Origin of the sequence: Streptomyces sp. NPDC052299 (assembly GCF_040679335.1) — a bacterium.
GTDB lineage: Bacteria > Actinomycetota > Actinomycetes > Streptomycetales > Streptomycetaceae > Streptomyces.
The window spans coordinates 1-21,427 of record NZ_JBFAUP010000044.1 but is presented as its reverse complement, the minus strand read 5'-3'; the positions used below and the strand labels follow the sequence as shown (position 1 = coordinate 21,427).

Sequence of the window (21,427 nt, the reverse complement as noted above, 5' to 3'; positions counted from 1 at the left end):
TCGGCGTAGACGGCCACGCTGCCGATACCCGCGTCCCGACAGGCCCGGGCAACACGAACAGCGATTTCGCCACGGTTGGCGATGAGCACCTTGCGGATGCCGCCGGTCGTCACGACGCCCACGCTCCGGGTGCGCGGTAGGAGCCCGCGGGCTGCTCCCAGCCGATGCGGCCCCGCCCGGGAGCGCGCGACTCGTCGCCCCGCACGCCGTCGGCGGCACCGGGCCCGCCCTCCCCGCCGGGTGCGAGGCGGGCGACGAGTACCGCGGCGAGTGCGGCAACGTCCTCGGCGCTCGGGTTGCCTCCGGTGATCCGCAGCGAGGCCAGCGAGAGTTGCGCCCCGGCGCGGGGCTCCCCGGCCGTCACAGCGGGAGGTTCCCGTGCTTGCGGCCCGGGAGCGGCACGTGCTTCGTCCGGAGCATGGCGAGGGCGCCGATCAGCCGGCTGCGGGTGTCGGCGGGGTCGATCACATCGTCGACGAGCCCGCGTTCGGCAGCGTAGTAGGGGTGCATGAGCTCGGTCGTGTACTCCTTGATCTTCTGGGCGCGCATCTCGGCGGGGTCGTCGGCAGCGGCTATCTCGCGGCGGAAGATGACGTTGGCCGCGCCCTCGGCGCCCATGACGGCGATCTCGTTGCTGGGCCAGGCCAGGGCGACGTCCGCACCGATGGAGCGGGAGTCCATGACGATGTAGGCGCCGCCGTACGCCTTGCGCAGGACGAGCGAGATCCGCGGGACGGTGGCGTTGCAGTACGCGTAGAGCAGTTTGGCTCCGTGCCGGATCACTCCGCCGTGTTCCTGGTCCACGCCCGGAAGGAAGCCGGGGACGTCGACCAGGGTGACCAGCGGGATGCTGAAGGCATCGCAGAACTGGACGAAGCGGGCGGCCTTCTCGCTGGACTCGATGTCGAGCACACCGGCGAGGACGGCGGGCTGGTTCGCGACGATGCCGGTGACCCGGCCGTCGAGCCGGGCGAGGCCGCAGACGACATTCTGCGCCCACTGCCCGTGGACCTCGAAGAAGTCACCGTGGTCGACGATCTCCTCGATCACGCGGCGCATGTCGTAGGACTGGTTGGGCTGGGAGGGGACGAGGTCCAGCAGGCGTTCGCACCGGCGGTCGGCGGGGTCGTCGGCCGGGGCGACCGGCGGAAGCTCGCGGTTGTTGGAGGGGAGCATCGACAGGAGGTGGCGGACGTCCTCCAGGCAGCTCTCCTCGGTGTCGTAGGCGAAGGCGGCCACTCCTGAGACCGCGGCATGCACATCGGCACCGCCGAGGCCGTTCTGGGATATCTCCTCGCCGGTCACCGACCGGACGACGTCGGGGCCGGTGATGAACATCTGCGAGGTGCCGCGGACCATGAAGACGAAGTCCGTGAGCGCCGGGGAGTACGCCGCGCCGCCCGCGCAGGGCCCGAGCATCACCGAGATCTGCGGGATGACGCCGGAGTTGCGGACGTTGCGCTGGAAGATGCCGCCGTAGCCGGCCAGGGCCGAGACGCCTTCCTGGATACGGGCGCCTGCTCCGTCGCACAGGCCGACGACGGGGGCGCCGGCGGCCTCGGCGAGGTCCATGACCTTGTGGATCTTCTCCGCGTGGGCCTCGCCGAGGGCGCCGCCGAATATCCGGAAGTCGTGGGCGTACGTGAAGACGGTGCGGCCGTGGACGGTGCCCCAGCCGATGACGACGCCGTCGCTGTGCGGCTTCTTGTCCTCCAGGCCGAAGCCGGTGGCCCGGTGACGGCGCAGGCCCTCGATCTCGACGAACGTGCCCTCGTCGAAGAGGAGGGCGACGCGCTCACGGGCCGTCAGCTTGCCTTTGGCGTGCTGGGCCTCGGTGGCGCGGTCGCTCGGGCCGCGGAGCACCTGCTCCTGGAGGGCGTTCAGTTCGGCCGTGCGTTCGCGCAGGGTGGTGTCCGGAACGGGCTGGGGCGTCGGCGGGCGCTCCGCGGGCCGGACAGGCCTGTCCTCGACGATGCTCATCCAAGGTCACCTTTCGACGCGGGAGTGCCAGTGGGCCGGCTGGCGCGCCACAGAGGTTCGGTGGACCCCCTAAAGCCGGGCTTGCGTGCGGAACGGCGCAGTGTCCCGGCAGCCGGGGGCGGCCGTACGGGCGGTGCGACACCCGTGCCCGGTACGGCAGTTGTGTGGTTATCGCGTGCGTCTGCCGAGGAACTCATGAAGGGCCCGAATGATCGATTTCCCCGCTCCCCGCACCGGCCGGGAAACCGGCCGCCGGTCCTGTTTCCCCCTCGCGCCGGGTATCCCGATTAACGCTGCGCGACGGGCCGGCGATTCTCCGGAACTGCGCGCACTGCGGTTCGAACCGGAGCGGGGGCGGGGGTCCTGTTGATCACCCTCGACGACCCCCACCGGGGCCTGACCGCAGGGGGCGGGCTTTCGAGCACGTGACGCTCCGGCCTTCCGACGGAGGCGGCGCCCCGATCACGGAGCGCCCGAATTATCAACGCCGTAACACCCCGCAGCCCGGACGGAAATACGGACAATGCCGAACACGCCACGGAAGAATCCGACAGAATCAATAGGGTGGCCATCAAATGAACGGCCCCACCTTCTCCCGGATGCACATGCGCGAGACATATGCGTCGAGCATTCAAGAAATCGGCGTGCATTCACGTACGGAAGTGGCGCACTCCGCCGGGCGGAGCGGCAAGGGGCAGTTCTTGATCGGTCACGAGTTGCCCCAGGAACGGCAAAGCTCCCACAACCGGCCGAGTCGGCCGGTCGAGGGAGCGGATGAGCAGATCCGACCCGAGGCCCGAGTCAGGGGTGGGCCACACCCCACTGGTCGTCGAGGACATGGAGCTGCACGCCACCGCCGAGGGACGAACCAGAAATATCGACCTTCGCCTGCAGATCCGGAGTCGATGCTTCCGCCAAGCCCATTCCAAGACTTCCCCAAATTCCAAGCGTAACGAGCAAACCAGAAAATATGCGCTTCGCCGCTTCCTTGTTCATCTTTACCCCCTGTAGACGTCGCTGCGGTGCGAGGTACACACTGCCAACCGGCTCAAGCCGCTCTCAAGCGAAACTCGATGACGTAAAGTGGCCTGGCAGCTAGTTCCACATACGGGGGAGTGACCACAGGGATGGCCCGGGAACCGTTTTACTTGCCGCACTCCGATGCCTTCGACGACGACTGCGCCATTGCTTATCAACACGCCGTGACTCATGGCCGGTACACGCGACACGGGGTGGCCGAAGCGCTCGGGGTCAGCCTCGACGAGGCCGCGCAGATCGAGAAGAAGCTGCAGACCCTGAGCCTGCTCCACCCGACGCCCGGCGAACCGGGCACCTTCGTCCCGGTCAGCCCCGACGCGGCCGCCGCCGACCTCGTGGGCCCCACCGAGGCACAGATCCGTGAGCTTCAGCAGGCCGTCACGGACGTACGCACGCGGATGCGGGCTCTGGAACCCACGTACTTCGAGAGCCGCCAGCGTCGCAACCAGGCGGAAGCCTTCGACATCGTCAGCGACATCGGCGTCCTGCAGTCGATGCTCAACGACTGGGGCGCCCGCTGCCGTACGGAAGTGCTCACCGCACAGCCCGGCGGCCCCAGACCCAGTCACTTCCTGGACAACGCGCGGCCGCTCACACTGACGCGCCTGGCGCGCGGGGTGACGGTGCGCCACCTCTACCAGCACACCGTGCGCAGCGACCTGGCGACCACCGCGTACGTGCGGGCCGTGACGGCCGCCGGCGCCGAGGTCCGTACGACGGACGAGCTGATCGACCGCATCATCATCTACGACCGGGAGATCGTCTTCCTCCCCGAGCAGAACGTGGACGGCCGCATGCCCGGCGCGGTGGTGGTCCGCGAGCCGACGCTCGTGGCCTTCCTCTACAAGGTGTACGAGCACCTGTGGACGGCCGCCACGTCGTTCTCGCCGGGGGCCGAGGAGCCCGCGGCCGTGACCGACGACCTGAAGCGATCGATCGTCAGGCTGATGGCCCAAGGCCACAAGGACGAGGTGGTGGCGCGGCGGCTGGGCATGTCGGTACGGACCTGCCGGCGCTACATCTCCCAGATCATGGAGGAACTGGAGTCCACCAGCCGGTTCCAGGCGGGCGTGAGCGCGGCCGCGAGCGGGATGCTCGACGACCCCACCGGCGTGACGTAGGGCATTACGTGCCGGGCCACTTGCTGCCATCACGGACGGCTGGTTCCGGCGTCCGCCGGCGGTGCACCCTGAATCAGGACCGAGACCGTGTCCGGTCCGGTTCTGAGGGGGTGTGGCGTGTGCGGAGTCCCGCAGTCCGTCATCTGATCCACCGGCCGAGGTCGTGGCAGCATCCGGTGCCGGCCGTACCTGACACCGAGGAGGAGTTCGTCCTCGTCTGCGAGTTCCCGGCCGGGAGCTCGCGGGGGCGGCGCTTCCATGAACTGCCGGACGTGGTCGGCGCGGTCCAGGAGGCCGCCGAGTTCATCGGGCGCTGCCATTTCGCCGTGAACCCGGACCGCGTGGCGGTCTTCTACCGCTTCGGGCTGTGGACGGACGACATCGCGGCCCTGCGCAGGCGTGTGCCGCCCGGACGGCTCGACGTCCGGCTGAGCGTGCGCCCGGACAAGGTCGTGGACGGCGTACCGCGGGTTCTGGAGTTCCGCATGGCGATCCGGATCGACGGCAGTCCCTGTGGGGCCGGGGACGCCAGCCTGGTCTTCCTTGCTCCCGGCGTGCACACCAACCACCGCCGCCACAGCCGCGCGGCGCTGCTGACCGCCTGTGGCACGGCCGGCGGGGGCGACGCGGCCGCCCCGGCGGGTCCTCCCGTCGAACCGGCCGACATCGGGTACGAGGACCCCCGTGACGTGCTGCTGAGCAACCCCGGCACGGCCGACGGACGGCTCTCCGTCGACGTGGTGCTGCCCCCGCCCGTCGACGGGGAGATCCCGGCGCGGGTCCTGCTGGAGGCCGTGCGGCAGGTCTCGCTGTACACCGCCGTGCGGGCGCACGGGCTGGCGGCCGGGCGGATCACGCTGGCCTCGCTGCGGGCGCACTTCCGGGGTTACGCGGAACCGGACCTGCCGCTGCGCTGCGCGGCGGTGTGGGAACCGCTCGGCAAGGACGGAAGGGGGCGGCGGCTGGCGCCGGTCTCCCTCAGTCTCATCCAGGCCGACAGGGCCGTCCTGGAGACGACCACCTCAGTGGTCGAGGACCTGTGACCAGTAGTCATGCGACCACTCCCCTTCCAGCGCCTCGGTGAGCGCGGCCACCGCGTCGATGTCGAGCATGGTGGTGATCTGGGCGTCCGCGGTCCGGCCGAGCCCGGCGTCGTAGACGGCGGCGCTGACGCAGAACTCCAGGCCGTCGCTGACGAGGGGGGACGTCCGGAAGGACCATTCGTCGCCCGCTCCCGGTGTCCCGTCCGGGCGGTGCACCTGGGTGGGCCGGCCGTCGGGGCCGAAGCCGAACTCGGTGAACCTGAACCGCATCCCCTGCCCGATGGCCTTGCTGTACGCCTCCTTGAGGGTCCAGAGCCGCAGCAGGCTCGGGTTGCGCTCCTCCTCCGGCAGCTCGGAGACGAGCAGCCGCTCGTGCGGGGTGCAGATGTGCCGGTCGAGCCCCCGGCTGTAGATGCGCCGGTCGGACCGCTCGGCGTCCACACCGACGAGGCCGCGGGTGGTCAGGCCGACCAGCAGCAGGTCGTCGGTGTGGCTGAGGCTGATGTCGATCTGGTCGCAGCCGCGCAGATACGGCCGCCCGGTGGGTCCGTACATCAGTTCCAGGTCCTGTGGCTCGGCGTGCAGCGCGGCGGCCGCTGCGTGCTTGAGCAACAGGCGGGAGGCGGCGAACTGGTCGCGTATCTCGTCGTGCGTGATGTCCCGGTAGCGGACCCAGTCCCGGCCGAGGGTGGCGCGCAGCGAGGCCCCTTCCGGGTCGGCGGGGCGCCAGTCGTCGAGGCGGCCGTGCACCAGCGCGGTGCCGTGGGCCGCCAGTTCGGCGCGCACGGCGGTCCAGTTGGTACCCGCCACCGTCACGGCGAGGGGGTCCCCGATGGCCATGGTCACGGGGCGACCACCAGACGGTGGACCTCGGCGAGGTTGCGGGCCTGGAGCACCCGGGCGACCGGGACGGGCCGGCCGGTGGCCCGCTCGGCGAGCATGACCAGGCGCAGCAGGTGTACCGAGTCCCAGTCCAGCAGGGTGTCAAAGTCCGCGGCGGCCTGCTGCGGGGTCAGGTCGAGACCGAGTTCCTCGCAGACGTGGGTGAGGAATCGGGGCAGGTCAGTGATGTTGCAGGTGGCGTCCATGGGCCGTCCCTCCGAGTCGGGCGTCGAGTGTCAGATGACCCGGTACGGGTGGCAGGGAGTCCAGCGTGTGCCGGAACCAGATGTCGTCCCCGTCCGTTCCCTCCTCCTGGCCGAAGCCGAGGGACGGGTAGAAGCCGCGCACCCTCGCGTTGCTGCGGGTCGGGCGGTAGCGGGCCCGTACGGCGGCCAGGCGCTGGTCACGGGCATGGGCCAGTACGGTGGCCAGGCAGGCGTCCTCGATGCCCCGGGCCAGTGCCCGGCAGCTGAGGAACACGTTGTCCACGGCCAGCGTGTCCCCCTCGCGGCGGACGAAGAGCGCACCGACCAGCCCGCTGTCGCCGAAGCGGTCGCTGACGCGGACCGCGAGCACCTGGTGGCCGTCGGTGTGGTGGAAGGCGGCGACGCCGTCGGCCTGGACCCGTTCGCCGGTGAGATTGAACTGGTTGGTGCGCAGCGACAGCTGGGAGAGCCGGCGGATCTCGTGCGGCTCGGGCCCGGAGAGGGTGACCTCGGTACGCAGCTCCGCCAGGTAGTCCTCGTAGGAGCCGGTGCTCCCCCGGAACTCCTCGCGTGCGGCGGCCTCCTGATAGCGAACGGTGCGACGGGTGTCGTCGTCGGTGACCTGCGGCGTGTCGAACCAGCCGTCCCGCAGCAGGGCGTGCAGGTGCAGGGCCGGTTCGGCGCCGAGCGGGACCACGGCGGTGCCCGGCAGATGGCGGCGGACCAGCGCCCGCTCCGCGGGCGAGTCGTCGAGGAAGACGAGGGCGTCGGCGGAGATGCCGAGCCGCCGGGCGATGGCGTGGAGGCTGCCGTCCTTGGGCTCCCAGCCGGCGTGGACGGCGACGAAGTCCGCGGGGCGCAGGGTCATGTCGGGGTGTCCGGCGAGCACGTCGTGGACCGGCCCGGGGTCGTTCTTGCTGCTGACGGCGAGCAGGACCCCCTGGGCCGCGAGCTGTTTCGCCACCCGCTGGACGGCCGCGTACGGCTCGCCGATCAGGCTGCCGCCCGGCGCGATGCCGTCGGGCCCGTCCTCGCCGAGGACCCCGCCCCACAGGGTGTTGTCGAGGTCGAGGACGAGGCACTTCTTGGCCAGGCCGGACCGGGAGCGGAGTACGTGGACCGCGTCGCGGGCGTAGGCGGAGAACAGTTCGTCGCTGAAGGGCGAGCGGGTGTAGAGGGCCAGGCGGGGGTCGCAGGCCGGACCCATGGACGCGACGACCGGGTCGAGGTCGAGGACCACGACGGCGGGGTGGCTCTCGGGCAGGCGCAGCAGGCGGGCGTTGAATTCGCGCCAGACCGCGCCCAGCCGGGCGCGCCCGCCCTGGTCCACGAGCTGCTGGGCGCAGTGGCGGGGCAGCGGCAGGGTGTTGAGGACCAGGGTGCCGGTGCCGTGGGCGGTGTGCGCCTCGGCGATGCGGGTGAGGTGGGCGGCGAGTTCCGCGCAGGCGGTCTCGACGTCGTCGGGGCCCCAGGGCAGGGGGAGCCGGCCGAGGACCGCGTCGGCGTCCATGACGCACAGCGTGAGGTCGGGGCGGGCGGTGCGCAGTTCCCCGCCGGGGTCGGTGAGATCGCGCAGATAGGCGCCGTGGGTGCCGTGGACCTGGTGGGCCGGCAGGCCGTGCCGGGCCAGCTCGGCGGTCAGCGGGTCGGTGAGCTGGGCCAGGGTGGAGTGACCGGTGACGGCGACGGTGACCACGGGCGTCCCCGGATGGCAGGCGAGGACGTCCTCGGTGCGCAGGGAGGCCAGGACGCGGCCGCACCGGCGCAGTTCGGACAGCAGGTCGGCCTCGGTCCGTGAGGGGTCGTCGGTGATCTCGGCCAGCAGGGAGCGCACCCGCGGATAGCACGCGGCGAGTCTCCCGGTGGTGTGCAGTGCGCGCAGTTCTTCCAGCGGGGTGGTCACCGTGTGTCCTCCTTCTCCAGGGCGAGACCGGCCTTGATCCATTTGCTGGACTCGACGACGAGGGCCAGCGCGCGGTCTCCGGGGCGCAGCTCCGGCACGAGGCGGTCGAGCTGTACGAACGGCAGGGCGTTTCCGGTGTTGCCGGTGTCGGCGACGCAGGAGATCTCCCGGGGGCCGGGCAGCGCCAGGTCCTCGACGATGCGCCGGGTCATCCGGCCCGAAAGCTGTGGCGGCAGCAGGAAGTCGACCTCGTCCGGGCCCCAGCCGGTGGTCTCCAGCAGCTCCCAGAGGATCTCCCCCGCCATGAGGGGCACGCCCTCCTCGATGGCCTTGTAGTCCTCGTGGAGCATGCGGCGGTCCGGGTCCCGGCGGGCGGGCCCCTCCCAGTCGATGGTCTGGCCCGGGGCGCGGCCCTGCCCGGTGAAGCAGTTGAGCAGCGCCCGCACGCCGATGGCCTCGCCCTCCGGGTCGGCGCTGACGACGGCCGCGCCCGCGCCGTCGCCGAACAGCACGTAGTTGACGAGTTCCTGGGTGGGCAGGGTGGCGGCGCCGCGCGCGGGGTCGAGGAAGCGGTCGGTGACGTCCCCGCCGACGACGAGCCCGGCCCGGTGGCCGGAGGCGATCAGCGCGCGGCCGAGGTCGAGGGCCTGGACGGCGCCCGCACAACCGGCCTGGATCTGGTACACGGGCAGGTAGTTGAGACCGATCCGGTCCGCGACCCGGGTGGCGGTGGTCGGGAGCAGGGTGTCGGGGGTGGTGGTGCTGAGGACCAGGAAGTCGAGGTCGGAGGCGGCGAGGCCGGACGCGTCCAGCGCCCTGCCGGCGGCCTCGGCGCACAGGTCGGTGAGGGAGTGCAGCACCTCGCCGGTGGCCGGGTCCCAGCCGAAGTGGCGGGTGCGGGTGCCGACGAAGAGGTCGATCCACTCCTCGCTGATCCCGAAGACCTTGCCGAGCGAGGCGTTGTCGATGGCGGGTCCGGGCAGGGCGGCGGCGGTGCCGGCGATGTGGAAGGCGGGTGCGGGCGTGCCCGTGGGGCGGTTCATGGGGTGGCTCCTACGCTGATCCACTCGCCGAGGAACGCGGCGAGCGAGCCCACCGTCCGCAGGGCCGGGAGGATTTGCTGGACGGTGACGCTGCCGGTCTGCGGCAGTCTCGATTCGACGCGGTCCTTGAGCTGCATGATCATCACGGAGTCGAAGCCGAGGTCGGCGTAGAACCGGGTCTCGTGGCCGACCTGGGCCGGGTCGTAACCCCCGACCTCGACGACGGCGGCGATCACGGCTCCGAGCACGGGGTTCTCGGGGGCGTCCGGAGCGGCGGGGGCTCCAGCCCCGGCGTCGGCGGGGGATGCGGCCCCGGCCCCGCCGGGGGCAGCGGGGTCCGGGGCCGCGGTCATGGTGGCGGCGCGGGGCACCGGCGCGTGCCAGTACCGGCGCTCGGTGGAGAACGCGTACGGCGCCAGCCGCTCCAGGGCGCGGTGCGCGGGCTCGTACAGCTCCTGCCAGTGCGGGTCGAGTCCGCAGCGGTAGAGGGCGGCGGCGGTCTCGGCGAGGTCGGCGCCGCCCGCGTGGATGCCGGGCGCGGGGTGCAGCAGCCGCACTCCGCCGGGCAGCCCGGTCCGGCCGGCGAGCTGGACGAGCTGGGGGGCGGGGCCGATCTCGATCAGCACCCCGGGCATCAGGTCGGCCATCAGGGCGTCCAGGGCCGCCTCGAACAGCACCGGTTCGCGGGCCTGCTCGCGCCAGTACGCGGCGTCCAGGGGCTCGTCGCCGAGCATGCGGCCGTAGCGGGTGGAGGCGAAGGGGATGCGGGGGGCGGTGCAGGCGACCCCGGCCGCGGACTCGGCGAACCGGTCCAGGGCAGGTTCGGTCAGCGGCGAGTGGAAGGCGTGCGAAACGTTCAGCCTGCTGCTGCGGATGCCGGACGCGCGCAGTGCGGCGGCGACGGCGTCGAGTGCTTCCAGGGCACCGGACAGGACCGTGTGGCCGGGCCCGTTGACGGCGGCCACGGCCACCGTCCGCCGGGTGGCGTGCGGGAGGGTCCTCAGCACGTCGCGCGCCTCGGCCGCGTCCGCGCGCACGGAGAGCATGCCGCCGCCTTCGGGAAGGTCCTCCATCAGCCGCGCCCGTACGGCGATCAGCCGGGCGGCGTCCTCCAGGCCGAGCGCGCCCGCGGCGACGGCCGCGGCGTACTCGCCGACGCTGTGGCCGAGCACGGCGTCTGGGTGGACGCCGAGGTCGCCCAGGGTGCGCCACAGCGCGTAGCCGACGGCGAACAGGGCGGGCTGGGCCCAGCCGGTGCGGTGGACGGCGGGGTCCTCGCCGAGGATCAGGTCCCGGACCGAACCGCCCAGGTGGGGGGCGAGTGCGGCGTCGGCCTCGTCGAGGTGGCGGCGGTAGGCGGCGCTGTCGCGGTAGAGACCGGCGGTCATGCCCGGTGCCTGGGCACCCTGGCCGCTGAAGAGGAAGCCGATGACCGGGGGGTGCCAGGCCCGGTCGGCGATACCGGCCCGCAGCTGGGCGTCGTCGGCGGCCGCTCTCAGCGCGGTCGCCAGTTCCGCGGTGTCGCGGGCGGTGATCGCGGCCCGGTAGCCGAGGCCCGTCTTGACCTTGTTGCTGGTCCAGCACAGGGCAGCGGCATCGCCGCGCGGGCGGCGGGCGACGGCCTCGGCCTGACGGGCGAGGTTGCGGCGCAGCGCCTCGGGGGTGTCGCCGGAGACGGTGAACACGCCGACGGGGGCGGCGGTGCGGGTACGGCGCGCGGGCTTGCGGCGCACGCGCGGGGCTCCGGCGAGGACGGCGTGGGCGTTGGTTCCGCCCATCCCGAAGCTGCTGACCCCGGCGAGGACTTCTCCGGCCGGGAGCCGCAGGGGGGCCTTGAGCAGGCTCAGGCCGCGCTCGGCGAGCCGGAGCTGGGGGTTCTCGCGGACGGCGTGGCGGCTGGCGGGCACCAGGCGGTGGTGCAGGGCGAGTGCGACTTTGATGAGGCCCGCGATGCCGGCGGCGCCCTCTGTGTGCCCCAGGTTGCCCTTGACGGAGCCGATCGCGCAGGGCTCGGAACGCTGTACGGCGTGGAGTTCGCCGAGGGCGGCGCACTCGATGATGTCGCCGAGCGCGGTGCCGGTGCCGTGGGCCTCGATGAAGCGGATGCGGTCGGGGGTGACCCCGGCGCGCCGGTAGGCGGCGGCGACGACCTCGCGCTGGGACCACCGGTTGGGGGCGGTGACGCCGTTGCTGCGGCCGTCCTGGTTGACCGCGGAGCCCCGGATGACGGCGTACACGCGCTGCCCGTCGGCGAGCGCGTCCTCCAGTCTTCGCAGGACGACGGTGCCCGCTCCGTCGCTGCGCCCGATGCCGTCCGCGTCGGCACTGAACGGCTTGCAGCGACCGTCGGGTGCGGCCAGGCCCATCTGCGCGTAGACGCGGCCGAGGGCCGGGCTCAGCACGAGGTTGACGCCTCCGGCGAGCGCGGTGCCGCACTCCCCCGCCAGCAGGGAGTTGACGGCCAGGTGCACGGCGACGAGGGAGGAGGAGCAGGCGGTGTCGACGGCGAGGCTGGGTCCTTTGAGGTCGAGGTGGTACGAGATCCGGTTGGCGGCCATGCAGGAGCTGGTGCCGGCGCCGAGCTGGGGGGTGACCCGGGCGTGGTCGGCCATGTGGAGCTGGGCCCACTCACTGCCCATCGCTCCGACGAAGACCCCCGTGTCGCTGCCGGCGAGGGCGGCCGGGGACTGTCCGGAGTCCTCCAGCGCCCGCCACGCGCACTGGAGGAGCAGCCGGTGCTGCGGGTCCATGGCCGCGGCCTCGCGGGGTGAGACGGTGAAGAAGTCGTTGTCGAAGGTGGCGATGTCCTCGATGAATCCTCCGCGTACGGAGGCGTCGAAGCCGGTCCCCTCGCGCCGTCCGGCGGGCAGCTCGCCGATGCTGTCGCCGCCGCGGACGAGCAGATCCCAGAAGCTCTCGGCACCGGCCGCGCCGGGGAAGACGCAGTCCATCCCGACGACGGCCACCGCGCCGGCGCCCGTCACGGGCGCGTCCCGCCGGCCTGCACCCGGACGCCGCGCGAGGCCAGGTGCCGGGCCAGTGCGGCCACCGTCGAGTGGTCCCAGGCCATGGACGGGTCGACCGGGATGCCGAACTCGTCCTCCACGTCGCCGCAGAGGCTCAGTGCGCAGACCGAGTCCATGCCGTACACCGCGAGCGGAACGGTGGGGTCGATGCTTTCGGGCTCCCGGTCCAGGTAGACGGCGAGCCGGTCGGTCAGCCACCCGTACAGCGGGGCGGCCGCGTGGCGCGGCGGCGCGGGCAGGGTCATGCCGGACTCCTTCGGTGCAAGGCCATGCCGGCCGGGTCAGCCGGGAAGGGGGACGTTGTACAGGTCGTAGCTGCGCTGGTCGCCGAAGCGGGCAAGGACCTCCTGGTGGACCCGGGCCGTGCACTCGGCGGGCACTTCGACGCCGGGGGCGCCGAGGCGCCGGGCGATGTGGAAGAGCGCCAGGGCCGCCCAGGCGGGGTCGGCGAGGAAGGGGTCGCGGCCCGCGTCGCTGTGCCGCCACACGCCGAGGACGGCTGCGGCGGCGAGCACCAGGACGTACCGGTCGGTGAGCGTGAACCAGACCGGGCTCACGGGGGCTCCGCAGCCGGGCGGGGACAGGGCCAGCACACGGGTGCGCAGGTCCCGCAGTTCGTCGACCATCTGCCCGGCGAGTTCGCGCAGGGCACGCTCGACGGGGCTCCGGCCGGTCAGCGTCCCCGCGGTCTCGACGAGGGAGGCGCTGAGGCCGTCGCGGCCGCAGGCCAGCGTCAGCTGGTCGTAGCCGAACGGGGGCAGCGGGGCGCCCGGCTCGAACAGGGCGTTTGGGGCGGGCTGTTCACGGAACCAGGACCGGGCGGCCAGGGCCGGGAGCTGGGGGATGATCGTGGCCTGGCAGGCGACGGTCCCCGCGTGTCCCAGGCTGACCACGGGCACGTCCCGCAGGTGCTTCTGGAAGACGCCGACGGTGCCGCCCCGGGTGTAGATCTGCGAGCCGAGGACGGTGGACAGCTCGTACATAGTGTCGCTGAGCACGCGCGGCAACAGCGACTTGACGGCGGCCGAGTAGACGCTGGTCTCGGCCGGGCGCAGGTGCAGGGCGCGGGTGGCGACGACGGCCAGGCAGTCGTAGAACAGCAGGTTCACGAAGGCGTTCGCCAGGGTGGTCGCCGTGTGTTCGGGATCGACGGGGGCGCCGTGTCCGGGTTTCTGGGTGCGGTCGACGAGGACGGCCGTGCGCAGGCAGGTGTCCACGGCGGCGGCGACCAGGGAGGCCATGAGGGTGCGGCTCATCTGGAAGGACCGCAGGGAGGTGGGCACGCCGCTGCCGAGCGGGCCGAGCAGGGTCCGCTCGGGTACCGGGCAGTCCTCGAATGCGACGGAGTCGAAGTGGCAGCCGCGCATGCCGGTACGGGGACGGCGGCGGGTGACCCGGTAGCGGTCGGCCGGCAGGGTTCGCGGGTCCAGCAGGAGGGCGGAGTGGCTGCCGCTGCCGGGGCGGTCGTCCGTCCGGCAGAACAGCACGAGGGCGTCGGCCCGGTGCAGGTTGTTCACGACGGACTTGGCGCCGCTCACGGACAGGCCGGCCGCGGTGCGGGTGGCGGCCACCTGGCTGCGGACGAAGTCGTTGGTGTGGGCGGTCTCGTGCTGGGCGATGGCCGCTTTGGAGCCGGAGAGCAGCAGTTCGGCGAGCCAGCCGCGCTGGGCCGTGCTGCCGCTCATCCACACGTCCGACGCGGCCATGAAGGTGCTCATGCCGTAGCCGGCGCCGAGGGCGGCGTCGCGCCGGAAGACCGGGCGCATCACGCGCAGCAGGGTCTCGGCGGAGTCGAAGCGCCCGCCGAGTTCGCGCGGCACGTACTCGGCGTTCAGGCCGAACTCGTCGAGGAGGGCTTCCGCGTCCGCGGACAGCGTGCCGCGCCGGTCGGCGACCAGCAGCTTCGCGTACCCGGTGGGGTTGCGGACGTCGGTGGGGTCTCCCAGCAGGTGCTCCAGCTCGGCGGCCCGGTCCCCCGCCGGCGCGCCGAGGGTACGGGGCCGGGTGCCGAGCGTGAGGGTGCTCACCACGGGAGGTCCTGGGCCCGGCGGGCCGCCGACGCGGGGACGACGTCGTCGTCGGCCGGCGGACGGGGGGTGTCCACGAGGGCGCGCACGGCGGGGTCGAGGACTTCGTGGAGGCTGGAGAGGCTGCCCCTCAGGAACAGTTTCCGCATCAGGGCACGCTGGATCTTGCCGCTCGTGGTGCGGCGCAGGGTGCCGGGCCGGACCAGGACGACGTTGCCGACGGGCACGTCGAAGTCCCGTCCGGCCAGGGTCTGGATGCGGCAGGTCAGGTCCTGGAGCCGTGCCGTGTCGGTGTGGGGGACGCGCACCTCGTGCACGATGACGAGTTGTTCGCGCCCGGCGTCCACGGTGAAGACCGCACCGTGGCCGGCTCCGAGCGCGGGATCGATGTCGCGGACGGCCCATTCGACGTCCTGGGGGTAGATGTTGCGGCCGTTGAGGATGATGACGTCCTTCAGCCGCCCGGTGACGTACAGCTCGCCGTCCTCGACGACGCCCAGGTCCCCGGTGCGCAGGAATCCGGAGTCGCCGCCCGCCAGCACCGCGTGGAAGATGTGCGCGGTCTCGGAGGGGCGCCGCCAGTAGCCCTGGGCGACGCTGTCGCCGCGCAGCCAGATCTCGCCGACCCGGCCGGCGGGCAGGGGGCTGCCGCTGACGGGGTCCACGATGCGCAGGTCGAAGTCCTGGTCGACCGGGCCGCTGGAGACCAGGGTGCGGGAGGCCTCGCCGGGCTCGGGGGTGCGCAGTTCGTCACGTTCGAGGGCGGCCGGGTCGACGGCGCGGTGGCGGTACGGGGCGCCCGGGGTGGTCCCGGAGACGACGAGGGTGGCTTCGGCGAGGCCGTAGGCGGGGTACATGCTTCCGGGGCGCAGGCCCGCGGCGGCGAACCGGGCGGCGAAGGCGTCGAGGGTGTCGGCGCGGACCGGTTCGGCGCCGTTGAGGGCGAGTCGCCAGCCGGAGAGGTCGAGTCCGGCGAGCTGGGCGTCGGTGACGCGGCGCAGGCACAGGTCGTAGCAGAAGTTCGGTCCGCCGCCGATGGTCACCCCGTGTTCGGAGATCATGCGGAGCCAGTTGACGGGCCGTTTGACGAAGGCGGTGGCGGACATCTGGACGGACGCGGAACCCAGCCACAGGGGGTGCAGCAGGTGCGCGATCAGGCCCATGTCGTGGTAGTGCGGCAGCCAGCTGCCGAACCGGTCGGCGGGTGAGGTGCCGAGCGCCCGTCCGATGGCCGCCTCGTTGGCGAGGAGGTTGCGGTGGCTGACCATGACACCGCGCGGCCGGGAGGTGGAGCCGGAGGTGTACTGGAGGAAGGCCAGGTCGTCGGGCCCGGCCGTGGGCGGTTCCCAGTCCTGCGCGGCCGAGGTCGCGCCGACGACGTCGGAGGCCAGGACGACGGCTTCGGCGCGGGTCTCCATGGCGAGCCACAGGGACACTTCGGCGGCGCTCGCCGCGTCGGTGAGGACGAGTCGCGCGCCGGTGTCCTTGATGATCCCGGAGACCCGGTGCAGGCGCTCGCCCCGGTCGCCGGGGAGCGGGGCGGGCACCGCGATGGCGCCCGCGTAGAGGCAGCCGACGAAGGCCTTGAGGAATTCGGGGCCCTGCGGGTGGAGCAGCAGCACCGGCTGGCCCTGGGCACCGTGGGAGCGCAGCCGGACGGCCAGGCTGCGCGCGGCGGCGTCGAGGCCGGCGTACGAGAGCCGTTCCTCGACCGTGCCCGCGGCCGTGTCGCGCAGGAAGATGTGCGCGTCCGCCTCGCCCAGGGCCCGCGCCCGATCCATGATCAGCTCGGTAAACGTTCGGTACTCGGTCAACGTAGGCCCCCTCATGGTGCGCTCGGGGCAGCAGCGGTACGTCCTCGTCCGCTCCCACCTGGGCGCCCGCATCGTCCGTTCCGCGGCTAAAGCGGGGCTTGCAGCGTGCGTGTGCGGGGGTTGCGGCGCCCGGTTCAGGGGGGCACCTGTCCGGAGCCGGGGTGGGTGGCGTGCCTAGCCTGGCCATCGAAAATCAGCCGGGGGAGGGCGTATGCGTTTTCGAATACTGGGGCCGCTGGAGGTCGGCGGGGCCGGGGGGCCGGGGCCGGTCTCCGGGGGCTCGAGAAATCTGACACCGCGCGCCGCGAAGATCCGGGTGGTCCTGGCCGCGCTTCTGGTACGGGCGAACGAGATCGTCTCCGTGGACACCCTGATCGACGAGCTGTGGGGCGAGGAGCCGCCCCGTACGGCCACCACCACGCTGCAGGTGTACGTGTCCCAGCTGCGGAAGCTGCTGGACGAGGCGGACGCCGAGTACGGCAGGGACGCGCTGGTGACCCGGGCGCCCGGCTACGAACTGCGGCTGGACCCCGCGCAGCTGGACCTCACCGTCTTCCAGGAGCTGTACGAGCGCGGGCAGGAGCGGATGGAGCAGCGCGAGTACGAGGCCGCTTCGCGGCTTCAGCGCCAGGCGCTGGCCCTGTGGCGCGGCCCCCTGCTTTCGGACACCCCGCACGGTCCGCTGCTGGACGGTACGGCGGTGCGGCTGACGGAGGTGCGGACGGCGGCGCTGGAACAGCGTGTCCGGGCCGACCTGCATCTGGGCCGGCAGCAGGCCCTGATCGGCGAACTGCAGTCGGTGGTCGCGGAGTTCCCGCTGCGGGAGGAGTTCTTCGCCCACTTGATGGTCGCCCTGTACCGGTCGGGGCGGCAGGCGGACGCCCTTCAGGTCTTCGCCCGGCTGCGGCGCGGACTGGTGGAGGAGCTCGGCATCGATCCCGGCCTCGAACTCCAGACGCTGCACCGGCAGATCCTGGCCGGCGACCCCGAGCTGCTGCGGCCGACGGGGGAACCCGGCGCCGCCGAGGGCCCCGGGCCGGACCGGGCCCGGGTCTCGGTTTCGGGCGCCGTGCCGGGGCCGGGAACGCCGGACGGCCCCGAGGCCCCTGCCGCGCACCGGTCCGTGGTGGAGCTGCCCCCTGCCGACCGGCTGTTCACCGGACGCGAGGAGGAGCTGGGTGCGCTGGCCGCGCTGCTGGCCGCGCCCGGCGGCCGGATCGTGGTCCTGAGCGGCCAGGTGGGCGTCGGCAAGACCGCGCTGGCCACGGAGGCGGCGCACCGGGCGGGCGAGCGCTTCCCCGGCGGCCGGGTCCTCATCCGCATGCGGCCCGACACGCGCGAGGGCCGCGAGGGCGTGGACGGTCCGGCGGCCGCCGCGCGGATCGCCCGGCTGTACGGCGCCGAGGGCGCCCTGCCCGGGGGCGCCCGCGAACTGCGGGACCTGCTGCGGGGGCTGACCGGCGGCCGGCGCATGCTGGTGGTCCTGGACTCGGTGGACCGTGCGGACCAGGTCGAGCCCTTGGCGGCGGCCCTGCCCGAGGCCAGGTTCCTGGTCACCTGCCGGCGGGTGCCGCCCGGGCTGGACGGCCGGGAGCTCCTTCTCGACGTGCCGGCGCCCAGGGAGGCGCGGCGGCTGTTGGTGGCCGCCCGCCGGGGAAGCGACGTCCCGGACGAGGCGGAGGCCGCGGAGATCGCCGACCTGTGCGGACAGCTCCCGCTGGCGTTGCGCGCCGCGGCCCGCGCCGAACCGTGCGCGGCTGCCCGGTTCCGTGGCGCGCCGGGGCGCCTCGCGGAGCTGGACGCGGTGGCGCCCGGGTTCCTGGACCGGCTGGCCACGGCGTACGAGGACGTCGGCAGTACGCAGCAGCGGGAGTTCCGGCTGCTGGGGCTGCTGCCCGAGGGGCCCTTCGGAGCGGAGTCGGCCGCCGCGGTCCTGGACACGGATGCGGCCGGCGCACGGGCCGCGGTGACCGGGCTGGTGGCGGCCGGGCTGGTCCGGGAGGAACTGCCGGGCGCCGGGCGCCCGGCGTGTTACCGGCTGTCCGAACCCCTGCGGCTGCTGGCAGCGGACCGGCTGGCCGCGCACGAGTCGGCGGACTCGGTACGGGCGGCCACCGGCCGGCTGTGCGCCGCGTACGAGAAGGCGCTGCGCGAGACCTCCGTGCAGGTGGACGGGGCTCCCTCCCTGGAGTGGCCCGCCCGGCAACGGCCCGCGTTCGTCACGATGGTCCGGCAGGCGGCCCGGTCCGGGCTGTGGGAGCAGACCGTCCGTCTCGCCGACGCGCTGACCGGCCTGCTGGAGACCCTCGCCGCGTGGGACGACTGGGAGAGCTGCCATCGGCTGGCCCTGGACGCCGCCCATCAGCTGGGCGATCTGCCGGCCCAGGCGCGGTTGCTGCGCTCGCTGGGCGACCGGGCCTGGCAGCGCCGCGAACTGCCGGCCGCCGCCGAACTGTACGAACGGGCCCTGTTGGCCGCCGACATCGCCTCCGACCTGCTCGAACGGAGCCGCGCCCTGACGGGCCTGGCCGATCTGCGGCTGGACGCGGGCGCGGTCGACGGCGCCGCGGCGCTCCTCTCCCCCGCTCTGGACGCGGCCGCGCAGGACCCTCGCGCCCGGTTCGAGGCGCTGCGGGTGATGGGGTTGCTCGCGGTCGAGTGCGGGCGCCCGGCCACCGCCGAGGAGCACTTCGGCCAGTGCCTGTCCGAGGCGGTGGCGCTGGGGGATGCCCGTCTGGAGTCCTATGCCCGGCGCCGGCTGGCGGCGCTGCGCACCCCGGCCCCGGACTGCTCGGAGGTCCGCCCGGGGGTCTGGCGCCTGCGCTCGGCGGCGTAGGCGGGTGGGGCGGGACCGGCCGGGCCGTGCCCGTCATCGGCTACGGCTACGGCTACGGCTACGGCTACGGCTACGGCTACGGCCCCGGTTTAGCGGAGCGCCCTAGCATCCGCGCCATGACGGTCCTGCCTGACGACGGGCTCTCCCTGGCCGCCGAGTTCCCCGACCCGACACATGAGCAGTGGCAGCGCCTGGTAGAGGGCGTACTGCGCAAGTCGGGCCGGGATGCCTCCGGCGACGCCGCGGAAGAAGCATTGTCCACCCCGCTCCAGGACGGGCTCACCGCCCGTCCGCTGTACACCGCGCGCGACAGCCCGCCCGAACCCGGCGCCGTGGGCCTTCCGGGCTTCGCCCCCTTCGTCCGGGGCGGCAGGGCCGTGGGCAACGCCACGAGCGGCTGGGACGTGCGCCAGCGCCTCACGGGCGCCGACCCCGCACGCGTGAACGAGGCCGTGCTCGCCGATCTGGAGAACGGAGGCACCTCCCTCTGGCTGCCCGTCGGCGCCGACGGCATTCCGGTCGGGGGCCTCGCCCCGGCCCTGGCCGGGGTCCACCTGGACCTCGCGCCCGTCGTGCTGGACGCCGGTGCCGACTACGCGGAGGCGGCACGTGCGTTCCTGGACCTGTGTGCCGAGCGCCGGACACCCCCCGCGTCGGTCCGCGCGAACCTCGGGGCCGATCCGCTGGGCCACGAGGCCCGGACCGGCGAACCGCTCGACATCGCCGCCGCCGCCGAGCAGGCCCGTACCGTCGCCTCCCGGTACCCCCTGATCCGTACGCTGACCGTGGACGTCCTGCCGTACCACGAGGCGGGCGGCAGCGCCGCGCAGGAGCTGGGCCTGTCCCTGGCCACCGGGGTCGCCTATCTGCGGGCCCTCACCGAGTACGGCCTGAGCGTGGAAGCGGCCCTGGGGCAGCTGGAGTTCCGCTACGCGGCGACGGCCGACCAGTTCCTGACGATCGCCAAGCTGCGGGCGGCGCGCCGGCTGTGGGCGCGGGTCGCCGAGGTCTCGGGCGCCCCGGAAGCCGGCGCCCAGCTCCAGCACGCGGTGACCTCACCGGTGATGATGACCCGGCGTGACCCGTGGGTGAACATGCTGCGCACCACCGTGGCCGGACTGGCCGCCGGAGTGGGCGGCGCGGACGCGATCACGGTGCTCCCCTTCGATCACGGGCTGGGCCTGCCGGACGCGTTCGCCCGGCGCATCGCCCGCAACACCTCCTCCATCCTGCTGGAGGAGTCGCACCTCGCCCGGGTGATCGACCCGGCGGGCGGCTCGTACTACGTGGAGCGCCTGACCGACGAACTCGCGCACGCCGCCTGGGCGTTCTTCCAAACCGTGGAGAAGGCGGGCGGTCAGGCGGCGGCGCTGCGCTCGGGCCTGGTCGCCGAACGCCTCGCCGCCACCTGGGCCGAACGCAGGAAGGGCCTGGCCGAGCGCCGCGAACCGGTCACCGGGGTCAGCGAGTTCCCCCTGCCGGCCGAGAAGCCGGTGGTCCGTGAGCCCGCACCCGCGGCTCCGTCCGGTGGCCTGCCCCGCGTCCGCTGCGACGAGGACTACGAAGCGCTGCGCGCCCGTAGTGACGCCCATCTGGCGGCGACCGGGAGCAGGCCGCGCGTGTTCATCGCCGCGCTGGGCCCGGCGGCGGTGCACACCGCGCGGGTCTCCTTCGCCGCCAACCTCTTCCGGGCGGGTGGCATCGAACCCGTCCAGGAGCCGGTGTCCGTCGACCCGTCGACCGTCGCCGAGGCGTACGCCGCGAGCGGCGCGGACGCGGTCTGCGTGTGTTCCAGCGACGCGCTGTACGAGGAGCAGGCCGAGACGGTCGTCAAGGCGCTCGTCGAGGCGGGCGCGCCGCTGGTGTTCCTGGCCGGCCGCCCGGCGACGTATCGCGGTGTGGACTCGTACGTCTTCGCGGGATGCGACGCGGTCGCCGTGCTGACCCTTGCCCTCGACCGGATGGACGTGACCCCATGAGCAGCAGGAACCTCATCCCCGACTTCTCCGCCCTGGGCCTGGGCTCCCCCGCTCCCGCCGGCTCGGAGGACCTGTGGGAGGCGGCGGTGAAGGAGACCACGGGGTCCGCCGCGGCCGACCTGGTGTGGGAGACCCCCGAGGGCATCGGCGTCAAGCCGCTGTACACCGGACGTGACCTGGAGGGCCTGGACTTCCTCGGTACGTACCCGGGGATCGCGCCGTACCTGCGTGGCCCGTATCCGACGATGTACGTGAACCAGCCCTGGACGATCCGTCAGTACGCGGGTTTCTCGACGGCGGAGGAGTCCAACGCGTTCTACCGGCGGAATCTGGCGGCCGGTCAGAAGGGCCTGTCGGTCGCCTTCGATCTGCCCACGCACCGGGGCTACGACAGCGATCACCCGAGGGTGACGGGCGATGTCGGCATGGCCGGCGTGGCGATCGACTCGATCTACGACATGCGCCAGCTCTTCGACGGCATCCCGCTGGACCGGATGTCGGTGTCGATGACGATGAACGGCGCCGTACT

The 21,427-nt window shown here is 73.2% G+C and carries 17 protein-coding genes; 5 read left to right on the top strand and 12 right to left on the bottom strand.

What is annotated here, in order from left to right:
• The 4 genes from AB0L33_RS34965 to AB0L33_RS34950 form a co-directional block, all read right to left on the bottom strand.
• The coding region (locus AB0L33_RS34965; RefSeq protein ID WP_281179312.1) for a biotin carboxylase N-terminal domain-containing protein at positions 1-98 on the bottom strand (98 nt) is incomplete at its 3' end.
• A gap of 11 nt (positions 99-109) precedes the next feature.
• Positions 110-364, bottom strand: a complete 255-nt coding sequence (locus tag AB0L33_RS34960) for an acyl-CoA carboxylase epsilon subunit (RefSeq protein WP_365687786.1) — start codon at positions 362-364, stop codon at positions 110-112.
• Positions 361-1,980 (bottom strand): acyl-CoA carboxylase subunit beta, encoded by a 1,620-nt coding sequence (locus AB0L33_RS34955; protein WP_365687784.1) that lies wholly within the window; start codon positions 1,978-1,980, stop codon positions 361-363. The genes AB0L33_RS34960 and AB0L33_RS34955 overlap by 4 nt, the downstream gene beginning before the upstream one ends.
• An 801-nt stretch (positions 1,981-2,781) precedes the next feature.
• A complete protein-coding gene (locus AB0L33_RS34950) occupies positions 2,782-2,976 on the bottom strand; it encodes a hypothetical protein (RefSeq protein ID WP_365687782.1) in 195 nt (64 codons plus the stop codon).
• 206 nt (positions 2,977-3,182) lie between these two features.
• Between AB0L33_RS34950 and AB0L33_RS34945 the strand changes: the two genes are divergently transcribed.
• Both AB0L33_RS34945 and AB0L33_RS34940 read left to right on the top strand, forming a co-directional pair.
• The gene (locus tag AB0L33_RS34945; protein WP_365687780.1) at positions 3,183-4,139 is read left to right on the top strand and encodes a helix-turn-helix domain-containing protein; all 957 of its coding nucleotides are present in this window, start codon (positions 3,183-3,185) and stop codon (positions 4,137-4,139) included.
• A 176-nt stretch (positions 4,140-4,315) separates the two neighbouring features.
• A complete protein-coding gene (locus tag AB0L33_RS34940; RefSeq protein ID WP_365687779.1) occupies positions 4,316-5,182 on the top strand; it encodes an AfsA-related hotdog domain-containing protein in 867 nt (288 codons plus the stop codon).
• On the opposite strand, the gene AB0L33_RS34935 is transcribed toward AB0L33_RS34940, so the two are convergent.
• Genes AB0L33_RS34935 through AB0L33_RS34900 form a run of 8 tightly spaced genes read right to left on the bottom strand, consistent with a single transcriptional unit; the run spans position 5,162 to position 16,050 of the window.
• Positions 5,162-6,022, bottom strand: coding sequence for a 4'-phosphopantetheinyl transferase superfamily protein (locus AB0L33_RS34935; RefSeq protein ID WP_365687790.1), 861 nt, complete (start codon positions 6,020-6,022; stop codon positions 5,162-5,164). The two genes, AB0L33_RS34940 and AB0L33_RS34935, sit on opposite strands and share 21 nt — an antisense overlap.
• 2 nt (positions 6,023-6,024) lie before the next feature.
• Positions 6,025-6,270, bottom strand: a complete 246-nt coding sequence (locus AB0L33_RS34930; protein ID WP_365687778.1) for an acyl carrier protein — start codon at positions 6,268-6,270, stop codon at positions 6,025-6,027.
• A complete protein-coding gene (locus tag AB0L33_RS34925) occupies positions 6,245-8,173 on the bottom strand; it encodes an HAD-IIIC family phosphatase (protein ID WP_365687776.1) in 1,929 nt (642 codons plus the stop codon). Before AB0L33_RS34925 ends, AB0L33_RS34930 begins: the two co-directional genes overlap by 26 nt.
• Complete coding sequence (locus AB0L33_RS34920) at positions 8,170-9,216, bottom strand: 3-oxoacyl-ACP synthase III family protein (RefSeq protein WP_365687774.1); 1,047 nt, start codon at positions 9,214-9,216, stop codon at positions 8,170-8,172. The genes AB0L33_RS34925 and AB0L33_RS34920 overlap by 4 nt, the downstream gene beginning before the upstream one ends.
• Positions 9,213-12,200, bottom strand: a complete 2,988-nt coding sequence (locus tag AB0L33_RS34915) for a beta-ketoacyl synthase N-terminal-like domain-containing protein (RefSeq protein WP_365687772.1) — start codon at positions 12,198-12,200, stop codon at positions 9,213-9,215. Before AB0L33_RS34915 ends, AB0L33_RS34920 begins: the two co-directional genes overlap by 4 nt.
• Positions 12,197-12,487, bottom strand: a complete 291-nt coding sequence (locus tag AB0L33_RS34910) for an acyl carrier protein (protein WP_365687771.1) — start codon at positions 12,485-12,487, stop codon at positions 12,197-12,199. Before AB0L33_RS34910 ends, AB0L33_RS34915 begins: the two co-directional genes overlap by 4 nt.
• 36 nt (positions 12,488-12,523) lie before the next feature.
• Positions 12,524-14,272, bottom strand: a complete 1,749-nt coding sequence (locus tag AB0L33_RS34905; protein ID WP_365687770.1) for an acyl-CoA dehydrogenase — start codon at positions 14,270-14,272, stop codon at positions 12,524-12,526.
• Positions 14,266-16,050, bottom strand: a complete 1,785-nt coding sequence (locus AB0L33_RS34900) for a fatty acyl-AMP ligase (RefSeq protein WP_365687769.1) — start codon at positions 16,048-16,050, stop codon at positions 14,266-14,268. Before AB0L33_RS34900 ends, AB0L33_RS34905 begins: the two co-directional genes overlap by 7 nt.
• A 244-nt stretch (positions 16,051-16,294) precedes the next feature.
• Here AB0L33_RS34900 and AB0L33_RS34895 point away from each other — a divergent pair, with 244 nt between their 5' ends.
• The 3 genes from AB0L33_RS34895 to AB0L33_RS34885 all read left to right on the top strand — a co-directional run.
• On the top strand, positions 16,295-18,919 hold the full coding sequence (locus AB0L33_RS34895) for a BTAD domain-containing putative transcriptional regulator (RefSeq protein WP_365687767.1): 2,625 nt from the start codon (positions 16,295-16,297) through the stop codon (positions 18,917-18,919).
• 116 nt (positions 18,920-19,035) lie between these two features.
• Positions 19,036-20,898, top strand: a complete 1,863-nt coding sequence (locus tag AB0L33_RS34890; protein ID WP_365687788.1) for a methylmalonyl-CoA mutase family protein — start codon at positions 19,036-19,038, stop codon at positions 20,896-20,898.
• A partial coding sequence (locus tag AB0L33_RS34885; protein WP_365687765.1) for a methylmalonyl-CoA mutase family protein occupies positions 20,895-21,427 on the top strand: 533 nt, incomplete at its 3' end. The genes AB0L33_RS34890 and AB0L33_RS34885, both read left to right, overlap by 4 nt.